Origin of the sequence: Pseudoalteromonas sp. MMG012 (assembly GCF_018100875.1) — a bacterium.
In the GTDB taxonomy this organism is placed as follows: Bacteria; Pseudomonadota; Gammaproteobacteria; order Enterobacterales; family Alteromonadaceae; genus Pseudoalteromonas; species Pseudoalteromonas aurantia.
This window is the reverse complement of sequence record NZ_JAGJEF010000068.1, coordinates 1-21,530: the sequence shown is the minus strand read 5'-3', so window position 1 is coordinate 21,530 and position 21,530 is coordinate 1. Positions and strand designations below refer to the sequence as shown.

The window sequence follows — 21,530 nt, the reverse complement described above, 5'->3', positions numbered from 1 at the left end:
ATCCTTTTCTTAACGCCTTTTTGCTCTGAAATAATCCGTATTATCATAAAACTTTGCATCTTCATTTTCCTCACACCACCCGGGTATACCCAATAACGGTAACGGTGACATTTGGCTGTTGTCTTTTAAAACTCCTTCATATGCAATTCGCGTATAAAGTATGTCATCTAAGTACGCGTACTGTTGTTGTAAGGTTAATGTACTAAAACTTGTTTCCACTACAATACACAGTACTTTTCCGGTAAGTCCGATAAAAGGTTGAGTGAGCATCTCATAATTTGCGTGCCCAAATATGAATGGCTGTATAGCTTTGCCCCACTGTGTGCGTTTTGATACAAATACGCTATGCCAGTTGTGGGCTCGCAAATCAGTTTTTATCTGTTCGTCGGTGATGGCCATCACTACACCACACTCATCAAACAAGGTTAAGGCATTACGATGTTTGCTACGTTGTTTTAAACCATACTGGTCAATATCATCAATATGACTTTTATTTAACAATGATTTAGTCTTTGGGAATAAACACCAAATTAATGCACCAAACAAGTCGTGCCAATTCTGCTCTCGAGTTGGAATATGACCCGTTTCGTAAATGATCTGCTCGTAGTAACGCGTTTCTTCTTGAAACTGTGAATCAGGTACAAAACTAACTTGTTGTCCATTGCTATTTTTAAGATGTGCGAGTCCATTTAGCCATGGAAAATCAGGCCAGCCAGACTGGTTGCCTAGACCAAATAATGTATTAAGGTGGGCAAATGCACCGCCTCTCAATAACTGTGGGTCATAATGCTCAGAGGGAGTAAATTTCTTCATAAATAGAACAAGTTCAATATATTTTCATTAGTTTACCTTAAGTCCTCTTGGCGTCCAATTAAAGCAGCCCCAACTGTCGCAGTTACTCGAAAAAAAACCAAATTTGTGTTTATACTTACGTGTCTTTAATACATAACAAAAGAAGCATTATGAAACTTAAAATGACTCTAAGCGCGCTTACAATAGCGGTGCTCAGCGGTTGTGTTAGTACCTCAAACACCCCTGAAAATGTAAAAACTGCCTATGATAGTATCAACACACAACAACTTGCTGAGCATATTAAAACTCTCGCATCTGATGAATTTGGTGGCCGAGCTCCTTCTTCAAAAGGAGAAGAGCTGACCCTTGCATATTTAACCAAGCATTTTAAGTCTTTGGGATATGAGCCTGGTAATGGTGATAGCTTCTTGCAAGAAGTAGACTTGGTTTCTATCGAGGCTGATGCCAATATGGCGCTTAAAATCGGTGGTAAAGACTACCTATATAAGAAAGAAATGGTGATGGGCACAAGTCGGATCAGCCCACTAGAGTCGATCAAAGATTCAGAGCTTGTATTCGTAGGCTATGGGGTTAACGCTCCTGAATACAATTGGAATGATTACGGTGGCTTAGATGTGAAAGGCAAAACGGTTGTTATGCTTGTTAATGATCCAGGTTTTGCAACGAAAGATCCGAGTATGTTTACAGGTGAAGCCATGACCTATTACGGTCGTTGGACATACAAGTACGAAGAAGCAAGCCGCCAAGGTGCCGCAGGCGCTATCATTGTCCATGAAACGGCCCCTGCATCATACCCTTGGAGCGTAGTCGAAAACTCATGGAGTGGCGAACAATTTGGTTTCCAAAAAGCCAATAAAAATATGGATCGAGTCGCTGTCGAAGGTTGGGTCACTGTCGATGTTGCAAAAGAACTGTTTGAAAAAGCGGGTTTAAACTTTACTGATGCAAAAGCGAAGGCTGCCAAAGGTGCTTACCACGTCGATATGGGTGACTTAACAGCATCTATTACCGTAAAAAGTAAAATTAAAACGTCCACTTCTTACAACTTTATTGCCACCTTACCCGGTAGTAAGAAACCAGATGAACACATTATCTACTCTGCTCATTGGGACCATTTAGGCACAGATAAAAATAGAAAAGGTGATCAAATATACAACGGTGCTCATGACAATGCCACTGGTACCGGTGGTATGATAGAAGTTGCTGAAGCATTCGCAAAACTCCCAACAAGGCCTGATCGTTCAATGACATTTTTGGCTGTAACAGCAGAAGAACAAGGTTTATTAGGCTCAAAATTCTACGCCGCAAATCCAGTTATACCTGCAAAGAAAACGGCTGCAAACATTAATATGGATAGCTTAAATTTATTAGGTAAAGTAAAAGATATTAGTGTTGTAGGTATAGGTAAGTCTGACCTTGATGACATGCTAGCCAATGCAGCTAAAGCGCAGGGACGTGTGGTATCTGGTGACCCAAGACCAGCATCAGGCGGCTATTATCGCTCTGACCACTTCGCATTTGCGAATATGGGAGTGCCGGCCATGTATGCAGGCGGTGGTACTGAAGCTATTGATGCTGCCACCGCTAATTACCGTAAACGCATGAGTCTTGTGCTAAGAGGCTGCTACCACCAACCCTGTGATCGCTACAGAGATGAATGGGACTTGAACGGTGCAGTGCAAGACCTACAACTATTTTATCAAGTCGGTTATGACATATCACAACAAGCTGAATGGCCGCAATGGAAAGCAACATCAGAGTTTAAGAGAAATTAAATGCAAATGATATTGCTTTTCATTTAGAAAAAAACTAAAGTGCAACTGAGTTTATCAACCGGTTGCACTTTATGCTCTCACAGTCCGTAAATTTTCCTTCCCGCTTAGTGCATTTACTAAGTACCCAACTAACTAACAAACGTTTGTTATTGCCATTGCTTCTCGGTTTAGCGTTAGCGTACGAGCCTATTAGAGCAATAACACTTCCAACGCTAGCGGATGCGTTTTTTCAAGTAACCGCATTCGTTGCTGGTACGCTTTTCATATACTATTACCTTGTAGATAAGTTGCCCCAACTAGAATTGAGTTACTTAAAAGCAAAGTCTCCAACTCTTGAGATAGTATTCGCAGCAATTCTTGGCGCATTGCCTGGGTGTGGTGGTGCTATTATTGTTGTTACTCAGTTTACAAAACGTCAAGCGAGTTTCGCATCGGTAGTCGCTGTACTTACCGCAACAATGGGCGACGCTGCGTTTTTATTATTAGCAAAAAAGCCGCTCGAAGGATTATTGATAATTGGGATAGGTGTAGGTGTAGGAATTATCAGTGGCTTAATTGTCAGTGCAATACATAAACAAGAGTTTTGCCAACCCGATGTACAAGAAGCCAATAATCCACATTGTGCTAAGCCAAGTAACGTAGCCATAGCCAGCACAAAAGTCTGGAAGATTGCCCTGTTGCCAAGCCTTGTAATTGCTTTTTTAATTGCCTTTAACGTTGATCTAGGAGCATTTGAAGCATCAATTACACTGGTTGGCGCGGTTATGGCGATTTTTGCTGTGCTTGTGTGGGCGCTATCATCAGAGGGGAAAACTTATAAACAAATTACCGCAGAAGATGAAGAATTTGAGCCTCCTTCCAAGTTTGCCAGAGTACTACAAGATACACACTTTGTAACTGCATGGGTGGTTGCCAGCTTTATGCTTTATGAACTCGCAGTGACACTGTTTGGTCTGGATTTAAAACAATGGTTCAGTGAGTTTGCCGTATTCGCCCCGCTTATTGCCGTTCTCATTGGGTTACTACCTGGATGTGGTCCCCAAATCGTGGTCACTACGCTCTATATTCAAGGTATCATTCCATTTAGTGCCTTAGCTGGAAATGCAATCTCAAACGATGGTGACGCGCTATTTCCTGCGATTGCAATGGCGCCAAAAGCCGCGATTCTGGCAACCTGCTATTCCGCTATCCCTGCGCTTCTAGTGGGCTATGGCTTATATTGGTTAATGTAAAGTCTCGTCATCAGTTCAACTTAATAAAGTTAGTAGCGTAACGTACTACTGGCTTTATTCTTCGGGGTATTCACTGTGTACTGATTGCCCTGATGTGTGATAAATGAACTTACAGCCTTTATTTGCAGAGGGCTTATGCCATACCCCCTTAGGGACAACAAACGCATCTCCGCTGTGGGCAACATACGTTGATGACACCCCCTCCCTTAATACGGTCATTTCAAATTCTCCATCAATGATATAAAAAAACTCATCCGTATCTGGATGCATTTCCCAAGCCGGTGACTCGCCAGTAATATCACACGTACTAAACGAAGAAGCGTTAAAAGGCAGCATTGGAATAAATACGCCTTCATTCTTTGACGATAAAACCTCTAACACATTGACAATTTTCATCATAAACGCCCTTAGTTACCGAATTAATAAGTATATAAATAACCTCAGCTCTGGATAAGCGAATTTGCCCAATAAAGCTATTTTTCTCACTCTCAGCGTTGCTTTCATTTGTAATAGCCCGCTATTACTGCATAAAAGCGCCTTGATATTGAGCAAAATATCATCCTTGGATTGTACGTAAGTTTGTTTACAACACATTTTCTATTCCAAAACCCTTATCCAAACCTGAGGTTAAATACGCTTTAACACGTTGAAAGTCACGTTGTTTTGATTGCTATACTATTCAGGATAGAAGCTTACTCGCCACAGAAATCAAATTAGCCCATTATAATTAGGTATAAAGATAAAAGGGTTATCCATTGAATAATGTACTCATTTGTATAATTACACAGAAAGACAGCTAGCGAAACACACTATAATTACGGGGCATTAAATCGTAGGCAATAGGAAGGTATCAATGAACTAACTTAAATCTAACTCGATAGCGGGTGCCTGATTTAATTTAAGCAGGCACCCGAAAAATTTAATGCAATAATTAGAGTGACAAATTACTTAAAATATCGTCATCCACTAAGTTTGCTAGCGTCACCTTTAACTTAGGTGTACGAGCCATTTCACGCTTAATCGCAAAATTAGCCTCTTCATTACGCGCCCAACTGCGACGCGCTATGCCATTGTTTACATCAAATAACAGCATAGATTTTAGTCGACGTTCAGCACTATCAGTGCCATCTAACAACATACCAAAGCCGCCGTTAGTTACTTCGCCCCAGCCAACGCCACCCCCGTTATGAATCGACACCCAAGTTGCACCACGGAAACTATCACCAATCACATTGTGAATGGCCATATCAGCGGTAAATCGGCTACCATCATAAATATTAGATGTTTCACGAAATGGTGAATCTGTGCCACTAACATCATGATGATCACGTCCTAATACAACGGGGCCAATATCACCTCGGCTTATTGCGTCATTAAACGCTTTCGCGATTTCCATTCGCCCTTGTGCATCCGCATAAAGAATACGTGCTTGAGAGCCGACCACGAGCTTATTTTGCTTCGCATCGTTGATCCACGTAATATTATCCTGCATTTGCTGCTGAATTTCTTCAGGAGACTCTACCATAATTTTATTCAAAACCTGCGCGGCAATTGCATCAGTTTTATCTAAATCTTCAGGCTTCCCTGATGCACATACCCAGCGAAATGGTCCAAATCCATAGTCAAAACACATTGGCCCCAGGATATCCTGTACGTATGATGGATATTTAAAATCAATACCATTGTCAGCCATGACATCACCACCCGCTCGTGATGACTCAAGTAAAAATGCATTACCATAGTCAAAAAAGTAGGTGCCTTTTGCAGTATGCTTGTTGACCGCATCTGCGTGGCGTTTGAGGGTCTGTTGTACTTTAACTTTAAACAGCTCAGGTTCTTCTCTAATTAACCTATTTGACTCTTCATAACTAATATCTACAGGGTAATAACCACCTGACCATGGGTTATGCAATGATGTCTGGTCAGATCCTAAATGAACGAAGATGTTATGTTCATCAAATGCTTCCCATACATCAACCACATTCCCTATATAAGCAATGGAGACTACTTCCTCATTTGCTTGAGCCACTTTTAAACGTGAGATCAGATCATCCATATTATCAATTAGCTCATCAACCCAGCCTTGTTGATGACGCTTGATTGCTGCTTTAGGGTTCACTTCTGCACAAACGGTGATACATTTGGCGATATTACCGGCTTTAGGTTGTGCACCACTCATGCCACCTAATCCTGCGGTAAGAAATATTTTCCCTTGAGAGCTTTCACCTTTGTTGAGTACTTTACGGAACGCATTCATAACCGTAATTGTTGTACCATGTACAATACCCTGAGGCCCAATATACATGAATGAGCCAGCTGTCATTTGACCATATTGTGTTACGCCTAAAGCGTTGAACTTCTCCCAATCATCAGGCTTAGAATAGTTCGGGATCATCATGCCATTTGTAACAACTACGCGTGGCGCATCTTCTGATGATGGAAACAACCCCATTGGGTGACCTGAGTAAATATGCAACGTTTGATCCGAGTGCATTTCACTTAAGTATTTCATCGCTAATAAATATTGAGCCCAGTTTTGAAAAACTGCGCCATTTCCACCATAAGTTATTAATTCTTCTGGGTGCTGCGCAACAGCAGGGTCTAGGTTATTTTCAACCATAAGCATTATCGCTGCTGCTTGTTCACATTGTGCTGGATACTCAGACACAGAACGGGCTCTCAGATCATAATTTGGTTTAAAGCGATACATATAGATACGACCGAAGTCATTTAATTCTTGTGCAAATTCTACCGCCAACTCTTGATGCCATGCTTTGGGGAAGTAACGTAATGCATTTCTTATTGCTAACTGTTTCTCATCCACGCTCAAAATATCTTTGCGTTTTGGTGCGCGATTCGCATCAGTGGGATAAGGTTTAGCAGCCGGTAATTCAGATGGAATACCTTGTTTTATCTGTTCTTTAAAATTCATCACAACTCCCTCTTAATTTACTGTAAACGCTTGTGACTTAACCAATGTTATCATGGCATCAATATCGGGCTTTAATAGCCTATCTTCTTCAAGTTTTGCAACTTTAGCTCTAATCACTTTTAAATTTTGCTCAATTAATTCAGAGCACTTATTTGGTCTTCTGAATTCAATGGCTTGGGCAGCATACATCAACTCAATGGCGAAGATTTTTTCAATGTTACCTAAAATTTGGTTAAGCTTTCTACCAGAAATACTCCCCATAGACACATGATCTTCTTGACCCATAGAGGTAGGCACACTGTCCGCCGACGGTGGGAAACATAAAGACTTGTTTTCCGTTACAAGTGCTGCAGTTGCATATTGAGGGATCATCATGCCTGAATTCAATCCTCCAGAACTTGTGAGTAACCGAGGTAAGCCGTGCAGCCCTTCTAAAAGCAAATAACAACGTCTATCAGAAATATTGCCTAACTCAGCTGCTGCTATTGATGCGTAATCTAATACCATAGCTAACGGCTGACCGTGGAACCCTCCCCCAGAGATCGCTTCTTCTGCACTGACAACGATAGGGTTATCTGTCACTGAGTTCATTTCAATTTCAGCCAGCTCTTTCAAATGGTAGTACGCATTACGAGATGCACCATGCACCTGAGGGATACAGCGCAATGAATAAGGGTCTTGAACACGCTCACAGCCTTGGTGAGCAGCCATATTTTCCGAGTTTTTGAAAAAGCGTCTCATACGAGCAGCAACTTCAACATTACCTACAAATGCACGAATTTCATGTAGCTCAGCTCTAAATGGCGATTCACTGCCTTGCATACCTTCAATACTCATAGCACCCGTGACATCAGCAAGATCGAGCAAATACCCCATTTTTGTTAATGCTGTAATCGCATGCGACAAAATGAATTGAGTACCATTAATGAGCGCTAACCCTTCTTTTGCATGCAGCTCAAGCGGCACTAAACCGTGCTCACGCAACAGAGGGGCCGCTGGGACAACTTCCCCATTTTGCCAAAACTCTCCTTCACCAATAAGCGGTAAAAACAAGTGCGATAGAGGTGCTAAATCACCAGATGCACCAACTGAACCCTGCTCTGGTACCACAGGAATGAGATCAAGGTCGATAAATGCCAGCATTCTTTGTATTACTTCAAGGCGGATCCCAGAAAACCCCTGACTTAAAGCATGAACTTTGGTAATCAACATTAATTTAGATATTGGTTTAGCGATTGGTTCACCAACCCCAACAGCATGGGTGATCAGTAAGTTTTTCTGCAATAAGTGTGTTTCTTCTGGAGAGATCTGTGTATCACATAAAGGACCGAACCCAGTGTTGATACCATAAATTGCTTTGTCAGAGCTCGCCATTTTGTCGACGTTTTGTCTGCTTTTATTTACTTTATCTAATGCTTCTTGACATAAATGTGCTTTAACACTGCCGTCTGCGATTGCATTTACAATATCTACATTAAGGCGATCTACACCATACTTAAACGTCATTTCACTCTCCAAAATCAACTTCTTATGTACTTTTATACTGATAATAACGTTATCCTAGCTTGCTCTTGATGTTTCATAAATGCATAATAATCGGTATTCATTCCGGTATTATCAAACTTATTAAGCGAGATAAAGTGCAAGTTCATGACGTTGATTTAAGGTTGCTAAGAATATTCGTTGCAATTGTTGAGTGCGGCGGCTTATCAGCTGCCGAATCACGTTTAAATATTGGCCGTTCCACTATCAGTTCGCATTTATCAGACCTAGAAGTTCGCCTTGGGATCAAGCTGTGTAAAAGAGGCAGAAGCGGCTTTGAATTAACCGAACCCGGCAGAGTGACATATCAAGCATCGCTTGAGCTCCTGCAACAGTGTGAGGCTTTTACCACCACCATTGCCAGTTCAAAAAATAAACTATCTGGTAGAGTCACTATTGCTACAATAGATACTATGGTGAGCGATCCACGCTGTGGGGTTGCACGCGCTATTTCAGCGCTGAGAGCGCAAAGTGAACATATCCAATTTGATATCAATGTGTGTGAGGCCAAAGAAGTCGAAACATCGGTCATGAATGGGCGTTCTTTAGTTGGACTGGGCGTCAGCAGGCATCATATAAGGGGTCTCGATTACCATCCACTGTATAACGAGAATAACTATTTATATTGTGGTGTTGGCCACCCTCTTTTTGCTTGCAACCCATCAGATGTTGAACGGCATCTACAAAATGCAGAGGTTATTACCAGTAACTATACACGGGATAAAGAAACAAGAAATGATGGTCTCAACTACCAAAGTACGGCTATTGCCTATCACGATGAAGGTATTGCGCATTTGATCCTATCAGGTGATTTTATAGGCTATTTACCAGAGCATTACGCCAGTTATTGGGTAGACAAGGGGTTATTTAAACCAATTCTTCCTAGTCGATACTCATATCAGATCCCTGTTGTGATGATAACGTCAAAAAACAACCTAGCCTCCCCTTTAGCCAACGCCCTCGTTAAAGAAATTATACGTTGCCATAAAACTGACCAATAATTTGTTATCCTCATTTTTCCAATATGTGGAAAATACGTACTTTTGATTAAGTATTTACCACCATTCGAATTCGTAAACAGAGTAATCTTAGCTACACTCAATAAAAGTATATGCAACAAGCGGTTTCTTGAATGAAAGAATGTTGTGGTTTTGTGATTTCTCTTTTTTTGGCGTTTTATCCACTTTTTACAACCGCTAAGATGTCAGATCAGGCATTTAGTGAACTACGAACACAAATTAGTACTGCCAGCAGAAAGTCTCCACTAGCCGGTATTGTTAAAGTGGATGAACTCATGGTACATCACAGCTTAAGCCTTGTGCCAGCTCAACGAATCAGGTTGCTATATTTAAAATCTTGGTATCAAATTAACGCTGATCGTATCAAAGAAGCAATGAATACATTAGCTCAAGCACGGTTACTTGCCAGAGAAATTGAAGAGCCTGGTATTTTGTATAGCTACTACAGTATTTCGGCAAGTGCGTTTTCCAATGTAGAACTTTATGAACTTGCACTGGAAAATAACTTAAAAGCCTATGAAGAAGCCCCTTTATTAAAAAGTACTGAATTTATTCATCAGACAGAAAACAACATTGGCCATATTTATTTAAAGCTTGGTTTATTAGACGAAGCACAAAACTATTTTCAACGGTTTTATGAATCAGCATTAGCCTTAAATCAGCCTTCACAACAAAGCACAGGGCTTAATAATCTTGGAGAAGCAGCATTTTTAAAAGGTGAATTGGATAAAGCACTTGACCTTCATACCCAAGCTTTAGTGATCCGTCAGACCCATGGTTACGAATATCATGAAACATGGTCACTTTACAATTTAGGCCGTGTGTATATAAAACGAGAAGATTACCAACGAGGTGAAAAATACCTCACGCAAGCAATTGATAACTGGCGCAAGCAAAACGCCGTATCAAAAACGATTCAACCCAAGCTTGAGCTCGCTAAAGCATACATACAACAACAAAGAACTGATGAAGCAATCAATATGCTTAAAGAAGTGGTCGACATCGGCTACCAATACCAACAATTTTCAGCGCTACAAGAAGCGTTAATGTTACAAAGTAAATTGACGCGTAAAGAAGGTTTATTGGCTGATGCCCTTATTGCACTTGATAAATATAATCTTGTGGCGAAAAAGTTTACACAGAAGCAAGCCTCAATAGGGTTAGCGTATATGGTATCGCAAACTGAATTACAAACAAAAGAAACTGCGCTCAAACAACTAGAACAACAACACCAGTTAACGTTATCCATGGCACGTGCGCAACAACAACGAGATTTCATATTGCTGATCAGTGCTGTAATAATTATTCTTATTTCAAGCTTTTTTTTATATCGTCTAAATAAACGCAAGCATCAATTACAGACATTGGTAGAGCAACTGGAAGCAACACAAGACAAATTAATTGAGTCAGAAAAAATGCGCGCTATGACCACCTTGGTCTCTGGTATGGCACATCAACTCAATACGCCTCTTGGTTTAGTCATCACTGCAAACTCGACTCTGCAAGCCCAAGTAAACACTCTCACTACCCAATTTTCGGAGCAAACTCTTACACAAAAAAAGCTTGCTGATTTCATTGGCGGCTCTACTGAATTGTTAGCCCTTAGCCAAAATAACACTGAAAAAGCGGCTGATTTAATTCAGCGCTTTAAAATGATGTCTTCAAAATTACAAATTAGCGAACTCAGCACGTTTACCTTGGTGCCTTTCTTAGAAGATAATATCGCAAGTTTGGTAAAAATTCATAAACACGCATTTTCGTCTCATGTTAATGGAGCTGACATAGAAATAACGAACTACAAGTCGGTGCTATTAAAAGTTATCACACAACTTGTCGAGAACTCCGTCAAACACGGCTTTGGCAATACAGTCACACCGCGCATCGATGTGCAAATCGTTCATATAGATGATAACAAAGTTGTGATCCACTACAAAGACAACGGTTCGGGGATCCCTAAGACAAAGCACAAACAAGTATTTGACCCATTTTATACGACTAGACTCGGAGAAGGCAGCCTAGGACTGGGCCTCAATATTATTTATAATTCGGTCGTCCACATTATGAAAGGCGACGTAGAATGCACTGATGACAGCGAAGGCGCTCATTTCGTGATTAGTATCCCTGTCAATGTACAGCGCACAAGCTTAGTAGATTCATCAGACTCTGCACAGCTGTAACCTTAACCTTATCAATGTTTGTGATTTATGGTCTCAAGTTTGACTTTTCAGCAAGAATATTCCGTTGTTCTCTTTTCATTGCAGCTGCTTCATGTGCCACTAACTGGCTGAGCTTATTCGCTGGCAGTGCAAAACTGTCCGCTGAAGATATCTCAATACTACAATTAGTTAGAACATTTTTAAACACATAGCTCGCCCGGGACATATGAAAATCGGAGGTAACTAATATAATATGATAAATTCGAGCTTTTTTAAGGATACGCTGCGATAATGTGGCGTCTTCATATGTATATCGACTCAATGCATTTTCCAAAAAGGCCTGCTTAGGCACACCTTTTTTAACCATGTAGCGGCGCAGGTACTCAGCATGTGCAATGTTTGTTCTATTAAAATGATCGCCAAATCCGCCAGTACACAACAACTTATGGCTTCGCTTTGCATCAAATACAGTCAATGCGTGATCACAGCGCGAAATGGCAATCTCTGAAAGGCTACCATCATCATTATTTGGGCTGCCAAGCAAAACAATCGCTGAATTCATTTAGCCTCTCCTGAATGATTTGTTAATATTCAATCGCAGCCCGCATATCATGAACTAATTCACCGCAGACAGACAAAACCGAGACCAGTAATAGCGTCGCCATAATGTAGTTAAAACATCGCCGATGCTTTTTAGTCTGCAATGTTTTCTTTAATAAAGTGCCAAACATAAGCCATACTCCAACACACGGAAACGCAATAACTAAAAAGACTAACGCAATCAACACATTTTGCGATAAATACGCATCTCCTGCATTCGTAAAAGCCACTATAGCCCCGCTGGCGACTACCCACGCTTTTCCATTAACCCATTGAAACAATGCACCGTTCATAAATGTTAAAGGCTTAGCACGTGTTATTGACTGCATATCAGTATTAGATTTTGCAATGAGCCAAGCCAGATACACTAAATACACAACCCCAACACACTTTACAAATAAATGTAGCGAAGGAAATAGCACAAACAACTGCCCAAACCCAAATCCAACGAGTAACAACATTGTTGCAAACCCGACGCTTATCCCTATTAATAATGGCATACTCCTACGTACACCAAAATTAACACCAGAGGTAAGGACTAATACATTATTTGGTCCAGGTGTAATCGAAGATGAAATAGCAAATAACGCAACTGCTAATAAGTTGTCCATGTGGGGCCTTACAAAATTCAGATTAACGACAAGAAAGCGTCATATATAGACATTCATTGTATGGAATTGTACCAGGGTATGTAGCAAACCTAAAACCCGCTTTTTCATACGCACGAATAGCACTTAAATTATGCATTAACACAAACAAAGATACTTCTTCTAAATGAAAAAGTGTGCGTCCTTGTTTTATGAGTAACGAGATCAGATGATTGGCGATACCTTCGCCTCTATGTTGTGGCGAAACACTTAAACGTCCTAAATGACACCGACCAAGCCGTTCATAAACTTGACCGAATGCGAAACACTCTTCTTTATTATCAACCAAAACATAAGATGACACTTTATTAAGGTTTAAATTTTCCTTGAATGATTCAAAATTAAATGGAAACGGAAAACTAGGGCCAGCCCACTCTCGAACAGCTTGCTCATCTTCAAACCACAGCATAAGTGTACGTAACTGTTTTTCAGCTGGTATTACTAATTCCATATTTTTATCCAACTTGCATCATATCGTGATAAATCACTTAAGTTTACAGAACATAATGGCCTAAAAAAAAGATCCGTGATCAATGGGCCTCATTAGGACTATATACTGCGATTCATGAAAAAATCAAACCGTGTCTGCGTGGCGTACAGTATAATGAGGTGTGTTATACCGTACCAAAAATTTTGTCTCCAGCATCACCAAGTCCTGGCACAATATATCCCCTCTCATTTAAGTGACTATCTAACGATGCGGTATATATTTCAACATCTGGGTGTGCACTGAGCGTTGCATTAACCCCTTCCGGAGCTGCAACCAATATCACCGCTTTTATTTTCTTACACCCGGCTTTTTTAAGCATATCTATCGTCGCAATGAGTGAACCACCCGTTGCTAACATCGGGTCAATCACCAAGCTCAAGCGTTCATCAATTTTACCCACCAACTTCTCAAAATACGGTACCGGTTCAAGCGTTTCTTCGTTTCGTTGTAACCCTACAACACTTACTTTTGCCGCTGGTATTAGCTCCATAACACCATCCATCATGCCTAAACCCGCTCGCAATATAGGCACAACCGTGATTTTTTTTCCATGTAACTTAGCAACTTGAATGTCACTGCCTTCCCACCCTTTTATTGTTTGAGTTTCTAAAGGGAGATCTTTTGTTGCTTCATACGTTAATAAAGTGCCAATTTCAGCAACTAATTCGCGGAAGCTTTTCGTGCTGATCCCTTGCTGTCGAAGCAACGCAAGTTTATGTTGAACTAGAGGGTGATTAATTGTGTGTAAAGCCATCAAATTTTCCATATTTACAGTAATGGCATTATTATAGAGGTAATTAGTAGGCAGTGTACTTTACACGTAAAAAATATTTCCAGAGAAGGTGGTGTAAAATACACAATGGTTTGTGCTAACAAACCATTGTGATTTTTTATTATAGAGATTCAAAGAACTGCTCTGGTGTACTTCTAATTGGCTTAGTGCAAGTTACAGTAGGTGTACCTAAATATAAATACCCTACAATCTCATCCTCTGCTTTCATACCTAAAAGCGCTTTAACTTTTGGGCTTTGTGCAAAATACCCAGTGCGCCATACACCAGATAAATGCTGTGCGAATGCAGCTTGTTGCATAGCAAACACACTGCACGCGGCACTTTCTATTTGTTCGATACGCGGCACCTTTGGGTGCTCTTGAAATGGGCAAATGGCAATAATTAACATAGGCGCTCTTAGAGGAAGCTCTCTAGCACGATTAATAATGCGCTCTTCCTGCTGCTCTTCAACAGCGGCTTGATAATATATGTCACCCAGTTTATCCCTATCATCACCTTCAACAAGAATAAATCGCCATGGCTTAAGTGAACCATGATCAGGCACTTTTAACGCTGCTTTTTTTATTATCTCTAGTTGTGCTTGTGATGGCTCAGGAAATGATAAATTGCTATCTGATTGGCGCGTGGTTAAGAGTTCAATGGCATCCATGATAACAAACCTTTAATGAGTAATGAGTGTTATTTAGGATACCATCATATGTGTGGCTGGGCTATGACAACTCGATATAAATCATTTATTTATATCCTAACAAATCCCTATTAATTACCCTTATTGACGAGTTTACGTTTCAACCAAAAATCAACACTCACAAATCGCCCTCCACCACTGAATATCAGACTAAGCAACATCGCAAAATAAATCGCAGCAAATTCTATCCCATTGTTAAGTACAGCTATCGACCCTTTTTCATACAAGTAATCTGGGAATCCATGCTCACTAACAATGCCCTTTATTCTATCTAATCGCTCCCCGACCTCTAAGCTATTATCTAAACTTTCTTGAGCGCCTGGTATGTGCAACCACTCAAATACTTGAGCGGCGCTTGTATCAGGGTTCGTAGGGGCAATAGCAAACCAGCCATTGTGCCAATGCACTGTAGTTGCAGCAATAAACATTGTAAACATAAGTGGAATCGCGGCAATTCTTGTAAAAAGGCCGATTAAAATTAGCCAGCCACCTAAGAATTCAGACCAACCTGCTAGAAATGCCAATAAGTCAGGAAACGGTAATCCTAACCCCCACTCACTATTGCCAAACCATGCCACAACATTTGAGTCTGGCAACAAAGTACTTGGAAAACTTATATCCTCATTCGCTAAATTCAATTTATTGAACCCGGCTATAATCATGATTGGGGCTAGTATCAGCCGAAACAATAACGGGGGGATCCCATCTAAAACGTGTATTTTGTCTAGAATCTTTTGATAAAGGGCGTGAATTTGTAACAGCATGTGCGGCCTTCTGATAGTTATATTTAAAACTTAGTTATCAGTGTAGACCGCATTTTGAAAAATTTTATTGCACAAGAATAAAGAAAAAAGTATGAGTTTTATCTTTATATCACCCTAGCAACCTGTAGCGCTTCATAAATCGCTCGTTTAGCATCTATTGCGCTTGCCAATTTGGCGCCGCCGATAACATGTTGATTATCGGGTAAAGCTTCTTTGTTAAATAGCTTATCATTTGATACTTGCCCGATACACGCAATGACAGTATCAACCTCTAGCCAAGTTTCTTTGCCATTAACATTTACTAACAGTCCCTTATCTGAAAAAGCAACATATTCACACCCAGCAATTTGCTTAACATCATGGTGCTTTGCTACTTGTCGATGTATCCACCCCGTTGTTTTACCTAAATCACTGCCGAATCGACCGTCACTGCGCTTTAACATATAGAGCTTGCGAGGGTCTTTGGTTTGGTTTGCTTCACATTCTATTCCCCATTGCAGCTTAAAATCATCAATTGACTGCTCGGGTGTTTCTGTTAGAAACGCCACCATATCAAACCCAATACCACCGGCACCTAAAATGGCGATTCGCTCGCCGAGTTCAACCTCACCTCTAATTACCTCATCGTACGCATACACCTGTTTCCCGTCTGTACACTGTATTGGAGATAAACGAGGCGTTACACCGGTTGCAAACACAACATCATCATATTTGCTGAGCATTTCTTCGCTATAAGCGGTATCAAGCGTCAAATTTACCTTTAGCCGTTTAAGTTCTGATAAGTAAAATGCCAATGTCTTTTTAAAATCTTCTTTACCCGGAATTTGCATAGCAAGATTGAACTGACCACCTGGGTGCGTATTCTTATCAATTAACGTTACCTTATGGCCTTTTTTTGCCAAATAGTAACTCACCGACAACCCTGCTGGACCTGCACCGACTACTAATACATCCTTCGGCTTTTCAGCGAGTTCTAATGGATAATCTAGCTCAAACCCAGCCTGTGGGTTTACCAAACATGTCGCACGCTTTCCTTTAAAAACATGATCTAAGCACCCTTGATTGCAGCCAATACAAATATTAATTTGTTCACTGTGATTATTGCGGTATTTGTTAAAAAACTCCGGGTCTGCCAATAGTGGCCGAGCCATTGAAATTAAATCGGCTTCGCCATTGTGTAATATATCATTGGCAATATCGGGCGTATTAATGCGGTTAACAGCAATGACAGGAATATTTACTACATCTTTCAAGCGCTTTGATGCTTCTTTAAATGCGCCTGGTGGAACCATGCTCGCTATCGTTGGAACACGTGCTTCGTGCCACCCTATCCCAGTATTGAGAATATCAACACCCGCCGCCTCGAGCGCCTTTGCTTGAGTTGTTACCTCTTCAGGCGTTGAACCATTCGGAATTAAATCCATCACTGACAGCCTAAAAATGATCATGAACTTATCGGATACATTTTCCCTAACTGCTTTGACTATCTCAATCGCTAAACGCATTCTATTGTCTAAGTTACCACCGTATTTGTCACTGCGTTTATTGGTATGACTGGCCATAAACTCATTGATCAAATACCCTTCCGATCCCATTACTTCCACTCCATCATAACCGGCTTTCTCCGCAAGTTTTGCCGAATGCGCGAAAGCTTTAATAGTGCTTTGGATCATGTTCAATGACATGCTTTTAGGCTTATATGGACTAATGGGCGCCTTAACTGCGCTTGGTGCAACATTAAAAGGATGATAAGCGTAGCGCCCTGCATGTAAAAGTTGCAGACAAATTTTAGCCCCATGTTGATGAACTGCACGTGTGTAGGCTCGGTGTTTAACAACATCATAGTAGCTATTAAAAGAAGAAGAAATTGGCGTCAACTTTCCTCTAATATTAGGGCTATACCCTCCAGTAATAATCAGTCCAGTGCCACCTTTAGCTCTGGCCTCATAAAATGCACTTAAACGCTTTCGGTTATGCCATCCCTCTTCTAACCCTGTGTGCATTGAACCCATAACTAAGCGATTACGTAATTCAGTGTGTTTTAATTCTATCTTTTTTTCTAACATTACCTGCCCCGGCTAACTGGTCTAACCTGTGCAACATTATCAATTTCCCATGAATTAGCAAGTACCTTAAGAAGTAAATTAATTGTTTATTTCCATTAATGACGTTTTATTGCTAAGTTTCTCACGCTATTGATACACTTTTAGGATGTTTAGACGTCTATAAATACTTCGTTACGTTTTTATCGTTACACCTTTATATTTTCTGAGGTAATATCACAATAGCGAACATTTTAGGTACTCCTATATATTGAGGTCTGATTTTGAATTTAATTGGTAAACTTTTTAAAGGGCTATGGCATGGCCTTAACTTTTCTCGCCGCCTTGTCTTGAATTTGTTATTTTTAGGCATAATTGTTGGCGTTGTGATAAGCGCATCAAGTACAAAAGATGAAGTTGTTATTGATGACAGCAGCGTACTTCGACTCAATTTACAAGGTGCGTTAGTTGAAGAGCTTACATATGTTGATCCCTTTGACGCGGCATTAAATGATGCAACCAACTCTAACGACCAGCCTAAAGAAATTTTATTGGATGACGTTTTACGTGTGATCAATGAAGCAAAGCATGATAACCGCATTCAAGTCTTATTACTTGATTTAAAAGGCTTGCGAGGTGGGCACTTAGACAAACTACGCAGCATTGCAAATGCAATAGAAGCCTTTAAAGAGTCGGGTAAACAAGTTTTAGCCCATGGTTCATATTATTCACAAGGCCAGTATTATTTGGCATCAAAAGCAGATTCCATTTCTCTACACCCATATGGTGGTGTCGATATCCGCGGTTTTGCAACATACCCACTGTACTTTAAAGATGCATTGGAAAAATTAAAAGTAACGCAACACATTTTCCGCGTGGGTACATATAAATCGGCTGTTGAACCTTTTATTCGCAACAGCATGTCTGAACCCGCAAAAGAAGCGAGTAAACTTTGGTTAAATGAACTTTGGGCACAATACAAACAAGACATTGTCGCTTCTCGATCATTTGATGTGTCAAACTTTGATGAAACAACAGAGCAGTATTTAACAAAAATAGAGCGAGTTGATGGTGATTACGCACAGTATGCACTGTCAAATGGCTGGGTCGATACATTAAAAACCGATCAACAATTGCAACAAGAACTGATTGAGTTGGTCGGTAAAAACAAATCAGGCAAAAGCTACAAACAAGTATCATTCAATAAATACCTAAACTACATCACACCAGCAGTTGATATGGTAAACCCGGTCACCGAAAAAGTGGCAGTTATCGTAGCAAGGGGTAACATTGTGGACGGTAAGCAAAAAGCGGGTCGTATTGGCGGAGAGTCAACCGCTGCATTACTCAAAAAAGCACGTCTTGACGACAAAGTTAAAGCTGTTGTACTTCGTATTGATTCCGGTGGTGGCAGTATGTTCGCCTCTGAAATAATCCGTAATGAGGTACTTGCTATTAAAGAAGCAGGGAAACCGGTTGTCGCCTCGATGGGCTCTGTGGCTGCATCTGGCGGTTATTGGATAGCCACATCTGCAAACGAAATTTGGGCATCACCAAGTACAATTACTGGGTCTATTGGCGTGTTTGGTTTAATAATGACCTTTGAGAACGCACTAAATGATTTAGGCATTTATTCTGATGGCGTAGCGACTACCGAGTTACACGATATTTCACTGTCACGCGGTTTAAACCCACAACTAGCCCAAGTACTCCAGCTTGGGGTAGAAAACGCCTATGACAAATTCATTAGTGTAGTGGCAAACTCTCGAGGCCTTGAAAAATCGGCTGTTGATAAAGTCGCACAAGGGCGTGTTTGGACTGCAACACAGGCGAAAGAGTTTGGTCTTATTGATAACTTAGGTGACAAAAAAGACGCTATTTCTGCCGCAGCCAAGCTCGCAAACTTAGAGTTTTACGACATCATCACTATTGAACAAACGTTATCTGAGAAAGAGTTATTACTAAGAGAGATTTTTGGCTCAGCCATGGTTCACGATACACTCAGTGCACTCGCGCCACAATCGAGTTTATTAAAATTAATAGAGCAAGGCTTTGGCAATATAAGCACTGATTTAAGTCACCATCTCACGACGTTATCACAAATGAATGACCCTAACGGTATCTATACACAATGTGTAGTATGCCAGATAACATATTGATCATTCGCTGCAATAATTAGCGACACTTGATATACTAAGCCCAGAATCGATTCTGGGCTTTTTAATATGAAAAGAAAAAAAATATACATCGCTTATACCGGTGGTACCATCGGTATGAAGCAGTCTAGCCGTGGTTACATACCTGCCGAAGGCTATTTAACTGAAACGGTAAAAAGCAACGCTGAGTTCACGCGTGAAGAAATGCCGCTGTTTGACATTCATGAATATTGCCCGTTAATCGATTCTTCTGATATGTCACCTCATCATTGGCAATTGATTGCGGATGATATTAAAGCCAAATATGATCAATACGATGGATTCGTTGTGCTACACGGTACCGACACCATGGCATATACCGCGTCAGCTTTGTCTTTCATGTTTGAAAATCTAACCAAACCGGTCATTGTGACGGGCTCACAGATCCCTTTATCTCAACTTCGTTCTGATGGACAAGTGAACCTATTAAATGCAATGTACTTGGCGGCCAACTATCCAATTGCAGAAGTCAGCTTGTTCTTTAACAATAAGCTATTCAGAGGCAATCGCGCCACCAAAGCACATGCAGATGGCTTTGATGCATTCTCTTCTCCTAACTTGCCCCCCCTGGCACAATCAGGGATCAACATAAAACTAAAAGAGGGTAAGTTAAGCCCTTATGTAGAGCAAGCACTGCAAGTGACGCCTATCACGCCTCAACCTGTGGGCGTGCTCTATCTTTACCCTGGGATCAATATAAATATTGTCAATAATATCCTTGACGGTGATATACGCGCACTCATTTTACTGAGCTTTGGTGTTGGCAATGCACCACAACAACCACCATTTCTAAATGCCTTAAAAGCAGCGTATGACAAAGGCGTTGTCATTGTAAACTTAACTCAATGTATTCAAGGCCAAGTAAATATGGGCGGTTATGCTACAGGAAATGCCCTTCTCAACTGTGGTGTGATCAGTGGCTATGATATGACATTAGAAGCGTGTATCGCCAAATTGCATTATTTATTCAGCCAACAGTTAGAAATTGAAACTGTCAGGCATTTAATGCAAGACAATTTAAGAGGTGAAATAACTCGGTAACTGTGTGGATATGTTAATAGGCTGGTTATCATTAAGCGTAATGAATAATAAATGTTTAATTCACAAGCAGTGACACGACGATTTATCAAATGCAAAGACAGTTTACTGGGACTTCACTGTCTTTGTTATTAAAGTGCCCTGCTTGATAAAGTGATCATTTTGCTTAACTGAGCCTTTAACTAACTGGACGAATGAGCCATCTCCTTGAGTAGCGGCTAGATTAAGGTGAACCGCGATGAATGTGTAATGGCCGTAAACTATTTTGGCAGCTAACCGACATAGCGAAATTGAATAGATTTAAAGATTGCTGAAACAAATTAGCCTAAAAAGAATCTGGATGCTTTTGGCCTGAGAAGGTTCATATGTGTATGCTCATAGCGTATTCAGCACAGCCAGTATGCTCACAAATGTGCTCATTGTCTACCTCAAAACCTTGAGATAGATAGAACTTGTAAGTCGCCTCATTGTCTTTGTATACGTTTAAAGTCAATTCCAAACACTGCTCTTTAGCATGTGCCATTAACTGCTTACCGACACCTTGACCTTGATGTTCAGGTGAGACAAAAATTGCTGCTAACAGGTTTTCATATAATGAGTAGAAACCAATCACGTCCCCATCAATTTCAAACACATAAGTTTTCGATGCTGGGATGTAGATTTCACGCATGTTTGAAACTTGAGATCCCCAAAATTCTGCTGCGACAAAATCATGAGCTTTAATTGATGCTTGAAGCCAAATATCGAGAACTAACTCACTATCTTCTTGTTTATATTGTCTAATCATCTTCGATTCATCCATCG

Annotated in this window: 18 protein-coding genes; 6 read left to right on the top strand and 12 right to left on the bottom strand. The window is 40.6% G+C overall.

What is annotated here, in order from left to right; all coding sequences use genetic code 11:
- Positions 1–9: 9 nt before the first annotated feature.
- The gene (locus J8L97_RS18250) at positions 10–813 is read right to left on the bottom strand and encodes a DUF3025 domain-containing protein (protein ID WP_211051989.1); all 804 of its coding nucleotides are present in this window, start codon (positions 811–813) and stop codon (positions 10–12) included.
- A gap of 149 nt (positions 814–962) precedes the next feature.
- Between J8L97_RS18250 and J8L97_RS18245 the strand changes: the two genes are divergently transcribed.
- On the top strand, positions 963–2,588 hold the full coding sequence (locus tag J8L97_RS18245; protein ID WP_211051987.1) for a M28 family metallopeptidase: 1,626 nt from the start codon (positions 963–965) through the stop codon (positions 2,586–2,588).
- A 71-nt stretch (positions 2,589–2,659) separates the two neighbouring features.
- Positions 2,660–3,820 carry a putative manganese transporter gene (locus J8L97_RS18240; protein ID WP_211051985.1) on the top strand — a complete coding sequence of 387 codons (1,161 nt, stop codon included), beginning with the start codon at positions 2,660–2,662 and terminating at the stop codon, positions 3,818–3,820.
- Positions 3,821–3,874: 54 nt separating this feature from the next.
- On the opposite strand, the gene J8L97_RS18235 is transcribed toward J8L97_RS18240, so the two are convergent.
- From J8L97_RS18235 to hutH, 3 genes are all read right to left on the bottom strand, one after another.
- A complete protein-coding gene (locus J8L97_RS18235) occupies positions 3,875–4,219 on the bottom strand; it encodes a cupin domain-containing protein (RefSeq protein WP_211051984.1) in 345 nt (114 codons plus the stop codon).
- 532 nt (positions 4,220–4,751) lie between these two features.
- On the bottom strand, positions 4,752–6,752 hold the full coding sequence (locus J8L97_RS18230) for a urocanate hydratase (RefSeq protein WP_211051982.1): 2,001 nt from the start codon (positions 6,750–6,752) through the stop codon (positions 4,752–4,754).
- 12 nt (positions 6,753–6,764) lie between these two features.
- A complete protein-coding gene (gene hutH, locus J8L97_RS18225; protein ID WP_211051980.1) occupies positions 6,765–8,258 on the bottom strand; it encodes a histidine ammonia-lyase in 1,494 nt (497 codons plus the stop codon).
- A gap of 134 nt (positions 8,259–8,392) precedes the next feature.
- Between hutH and J8L97_RS18220 the strand changes: the two genes are divergently transcribed.
- Positions 8,393–9,295, top strand: a complete 903-nt coding sequence (locus tag J8L97_RS18220) for a LysR family transcriptional regulator (protein ID WP_211051978.1) — start codon at positions 8,393–8,395, stop codon at positions 9,293–9,295.
- Positions 9,296–9,426: 131 nt separating this feature from the next.
- Positions 9,427–11,490, top strand: coding sequence for an ATP-binding protein (locus J8L97_RS18215; protein ID WP_211051976.1), 2,064 nt, complete (start codon positions 9,427–9,429; stop codon positions 11,488–11,490).
- A gap of 25 nt (positions 11,491–11,515) precedes the next feature.
- Here J8L97_RS18215 and J8L97_RS18210 read toward each other — a convergent pair whose 3' ends face one another.
- The 7 genes from J8L97_RS18210 to J8L97_RS18180 all read right to left on the bottom strand — a co-directional run bounded on the left by J8L97_RS18210 (position 11,516) and on the right by J8L97_RS18180 (position 17,517).
- Positions 11,516–12,031: a YdcF family protein gene (locus J8L97_RS18210; RefSeq protein WP_211051974.1), complete on the bottom strand. Its 516-nt coding sequence runs from the start codon at positions 12,029–12,031 to the stop codon at positions 11,516–11,518.
- Positions 12,032–12,053: 22 nt separating this feature from the next.
- Entirely contained in the window at positions 12,054–12,680 is a 627-nt protein-coding gene (locus J8L97_RS18205; RefSeq protein ID WP_211051972.1) for a LysE family translocator, read from the bottom strand.
- A 22-nt stretch (positions 12,681–12,702) separates the two neighbouring features.
- Positions 12,703–13,167, bottom strand: coding sequence for a GNAT family N-acetyltransferase (locus J8L97_RS18200; RefSeq protein WP_211051970.1), 465 nt, complete (start codon positions 13,165–13,167; stop codon positions 12,703–12,705).
- Between the two features lie 163 nt (positions 13,168–13,330).
- The gene (gene upp, locus J8L97_RS18195; RefSeq protein WP_211051968.1) at positions 13,331–13,960 is read right to left on the bottom strand and encodes a uracil phosphoribosyltransferase; all 630 of its coding nucleotides are present in this window, start codon (positions 13,958–13,960) and stop codon (positions 13,331–13,333) included.
- A gap of 139 nt (positions 13,961–14,099) precedes the next feature.
- Positions 14,100–14,648: an NAD(P)H nitroreductase gene (locus tag J8L97_RS18190; RefSeq protein WP_211051966.1), complete on the bottom strand. Its 549-nt coding sequence runs from the start codon at positions 14,646–14,648 to the stop codon at positions 14,100–14,102.
- A gap of 110 nt (positions 14,649–14,758) precedes the next feature.
- Positions 14,759–15,451 carry a DoxX family protein gene (locus J8L97_RS18185; RefSeq protein ID WP_211051964.1) on the bottom strand — a complete coding sequence of 231 codons (693 nt, stop codon included), beginning with the start codon at positions 15,449–15,451 and terminating at the stop codon, positions 14,759–14,761.
- Between the two features lie 104 nt (positions 15,452–15,555).
- A complete protein-coding gene (locus tag J8L97_RS18180; RefSeq protein WP_211051962.1) occupies positions 15,556–17,517 on the bottom strand; it encodes an FAD-dependent oxidoreductase in 1,962 nt (653 codons plus the stop codon).
- 260 nt (positions 17,518–17,777) lie between these two features.
- Here J8L97_RS18180 and sppA point away from each other — a divergent pair, with 260 nt between their 5' ends.
- Together sppA and ansA are read left to right on the top strand one after the other, a co-directional pair.
- Positions 17,778–19,652 carry a signal peptide peptidase SppA gene (gene sppA, locus J8L97_RS18175; RefSeq protein WP_211051960.1) on the top strand — a complete coding sequence of 625 codons (1,875 nt, stop codon included), beginning with the start codon at positions 17,778–17,780 and terminating at the stop codon, positions 19,650–19,652.
- Between the two features lie 66 nt (positions 19,653–19,718).
- Positions 19,719–20,729: an asparaginase gene (ansA, locus tag J8L97_RS18170; protein WP_211051958.1), complete on the top strand. Its 1,011-nt coding sequence runs from the start codon at positions 19,719–19,721 to the stop codon at positions 20,727–20,729.
- 358 nt (positions 20,730–21,087) lie between these two features.
- Here ansA and J8L97_RS18165 read toward each other — a convergent pair.
- Positions 21,088–21,530, bottom strand: a 443-nt coding sequence (locus tag J8L97_RS18165) for an N-acetyltransferase (protein WP_247688730.1), incomplete at its 5' end; no start/stop codon positions are given.

Coding starts and splice junctions, on each gene's coding strand:
- J8L97_RS18215 (WP_211051976.1), top strand. CDS start 9,427: ATGAAAGAATGTTGTGGTTTTGTGATTTCTCTTTTTTTGGCGTTTTAT.
- hutH (WP_211051980.1), bottom strand. CDS start 8,258: ATGACGTTTAAGTATGGTGTAGATCGCCTTAATGTAGATATTGTAAAT.
- J8L97_RS18230 (WP_211051982.1), bottom strand. CDS start 6,752: ATGAATTTTAAAGAACAGATAAAACAAGGTATTCCATCTGAATTACCG.
- J8L97_RS18235 (WP_211051984.1), bottom strand. CDS start 4,219: ATGATGAAAATTGTCAATGTGTTAGAGGTTTTATCGTCAAAGAATGAA.
- J8L97_RS18250 (WP_211051989.1), bottom strand. CDS start 813: ATGAAGAAATTTACTCCCTCTGAGCATTATGACCCACAGTTATTGAGA.
- ansA (WP_211051958.1), top strand. CDS start 19,719: ATGAAAAGAAAAAAAATATACATCGCTTATACCGGTGGTACCATCGGT.
- J8L97_RS18185 (WP_211051964.1), bottom strand. CDS start 15,451: ATGCTGTTACAAATTCACGCCCTTTATCAAAAGATTCTAGACAAAATA.
- J8L97_RS18180 (WP_211051962.1), bottom strand. CDS start 17,517: ATGTTAGAAAAAAAGATAGAATTAAAACACACTGAATTACGTAATCGC.
- J8L97_RS18245 (WP_211051987.1), top strand. CDS start 963: ATGAAACTTAAAATGACTCTAAGCGCGCTTACAATAGCGGTGCTCAGC.
- J8L97_RS18205 (WP_211051972.1), bottom strand. CDS start 12,680: ATGGACAACTTATTAGCAGTTGCGTTATTTGCTATTTCATCTTCGATT.
- J8L97_RS18240 (WP_211051985.1), top strand. CDS start 2,660: ATGCTCTCACAGTCCGTAAATTTTCCTTCCCGCTTAGTGCATTTACTA.
- J8L97_RS18190 (WP_211051966.1), bottom strand. CDS start 14,648: ATGGATGCCATTGAACTCTTAACCACGCGCCAATCAGATAGCAATTTA.
- J8L97_RS18200 (WP_211051970.1), bottom strand. CDS start 13,167: ATGGAATTAGTAATACCAGCTGAAAAACAGTTACGTACACTTATGCTG.
- J8L97_RS18210 (WP_211051974.1), bottom strand. CDS start 12,031: ATGAATTCAGCGATTGTTTTGCTTGGCAGCCCAAATAATGATGATGGT.
- upp (WP_211051968.1), bottom strand. CDS start 13,960: ATGGCTTTACACACAATTAATCACCCTCTAGTTCAACATAAACTTGCG.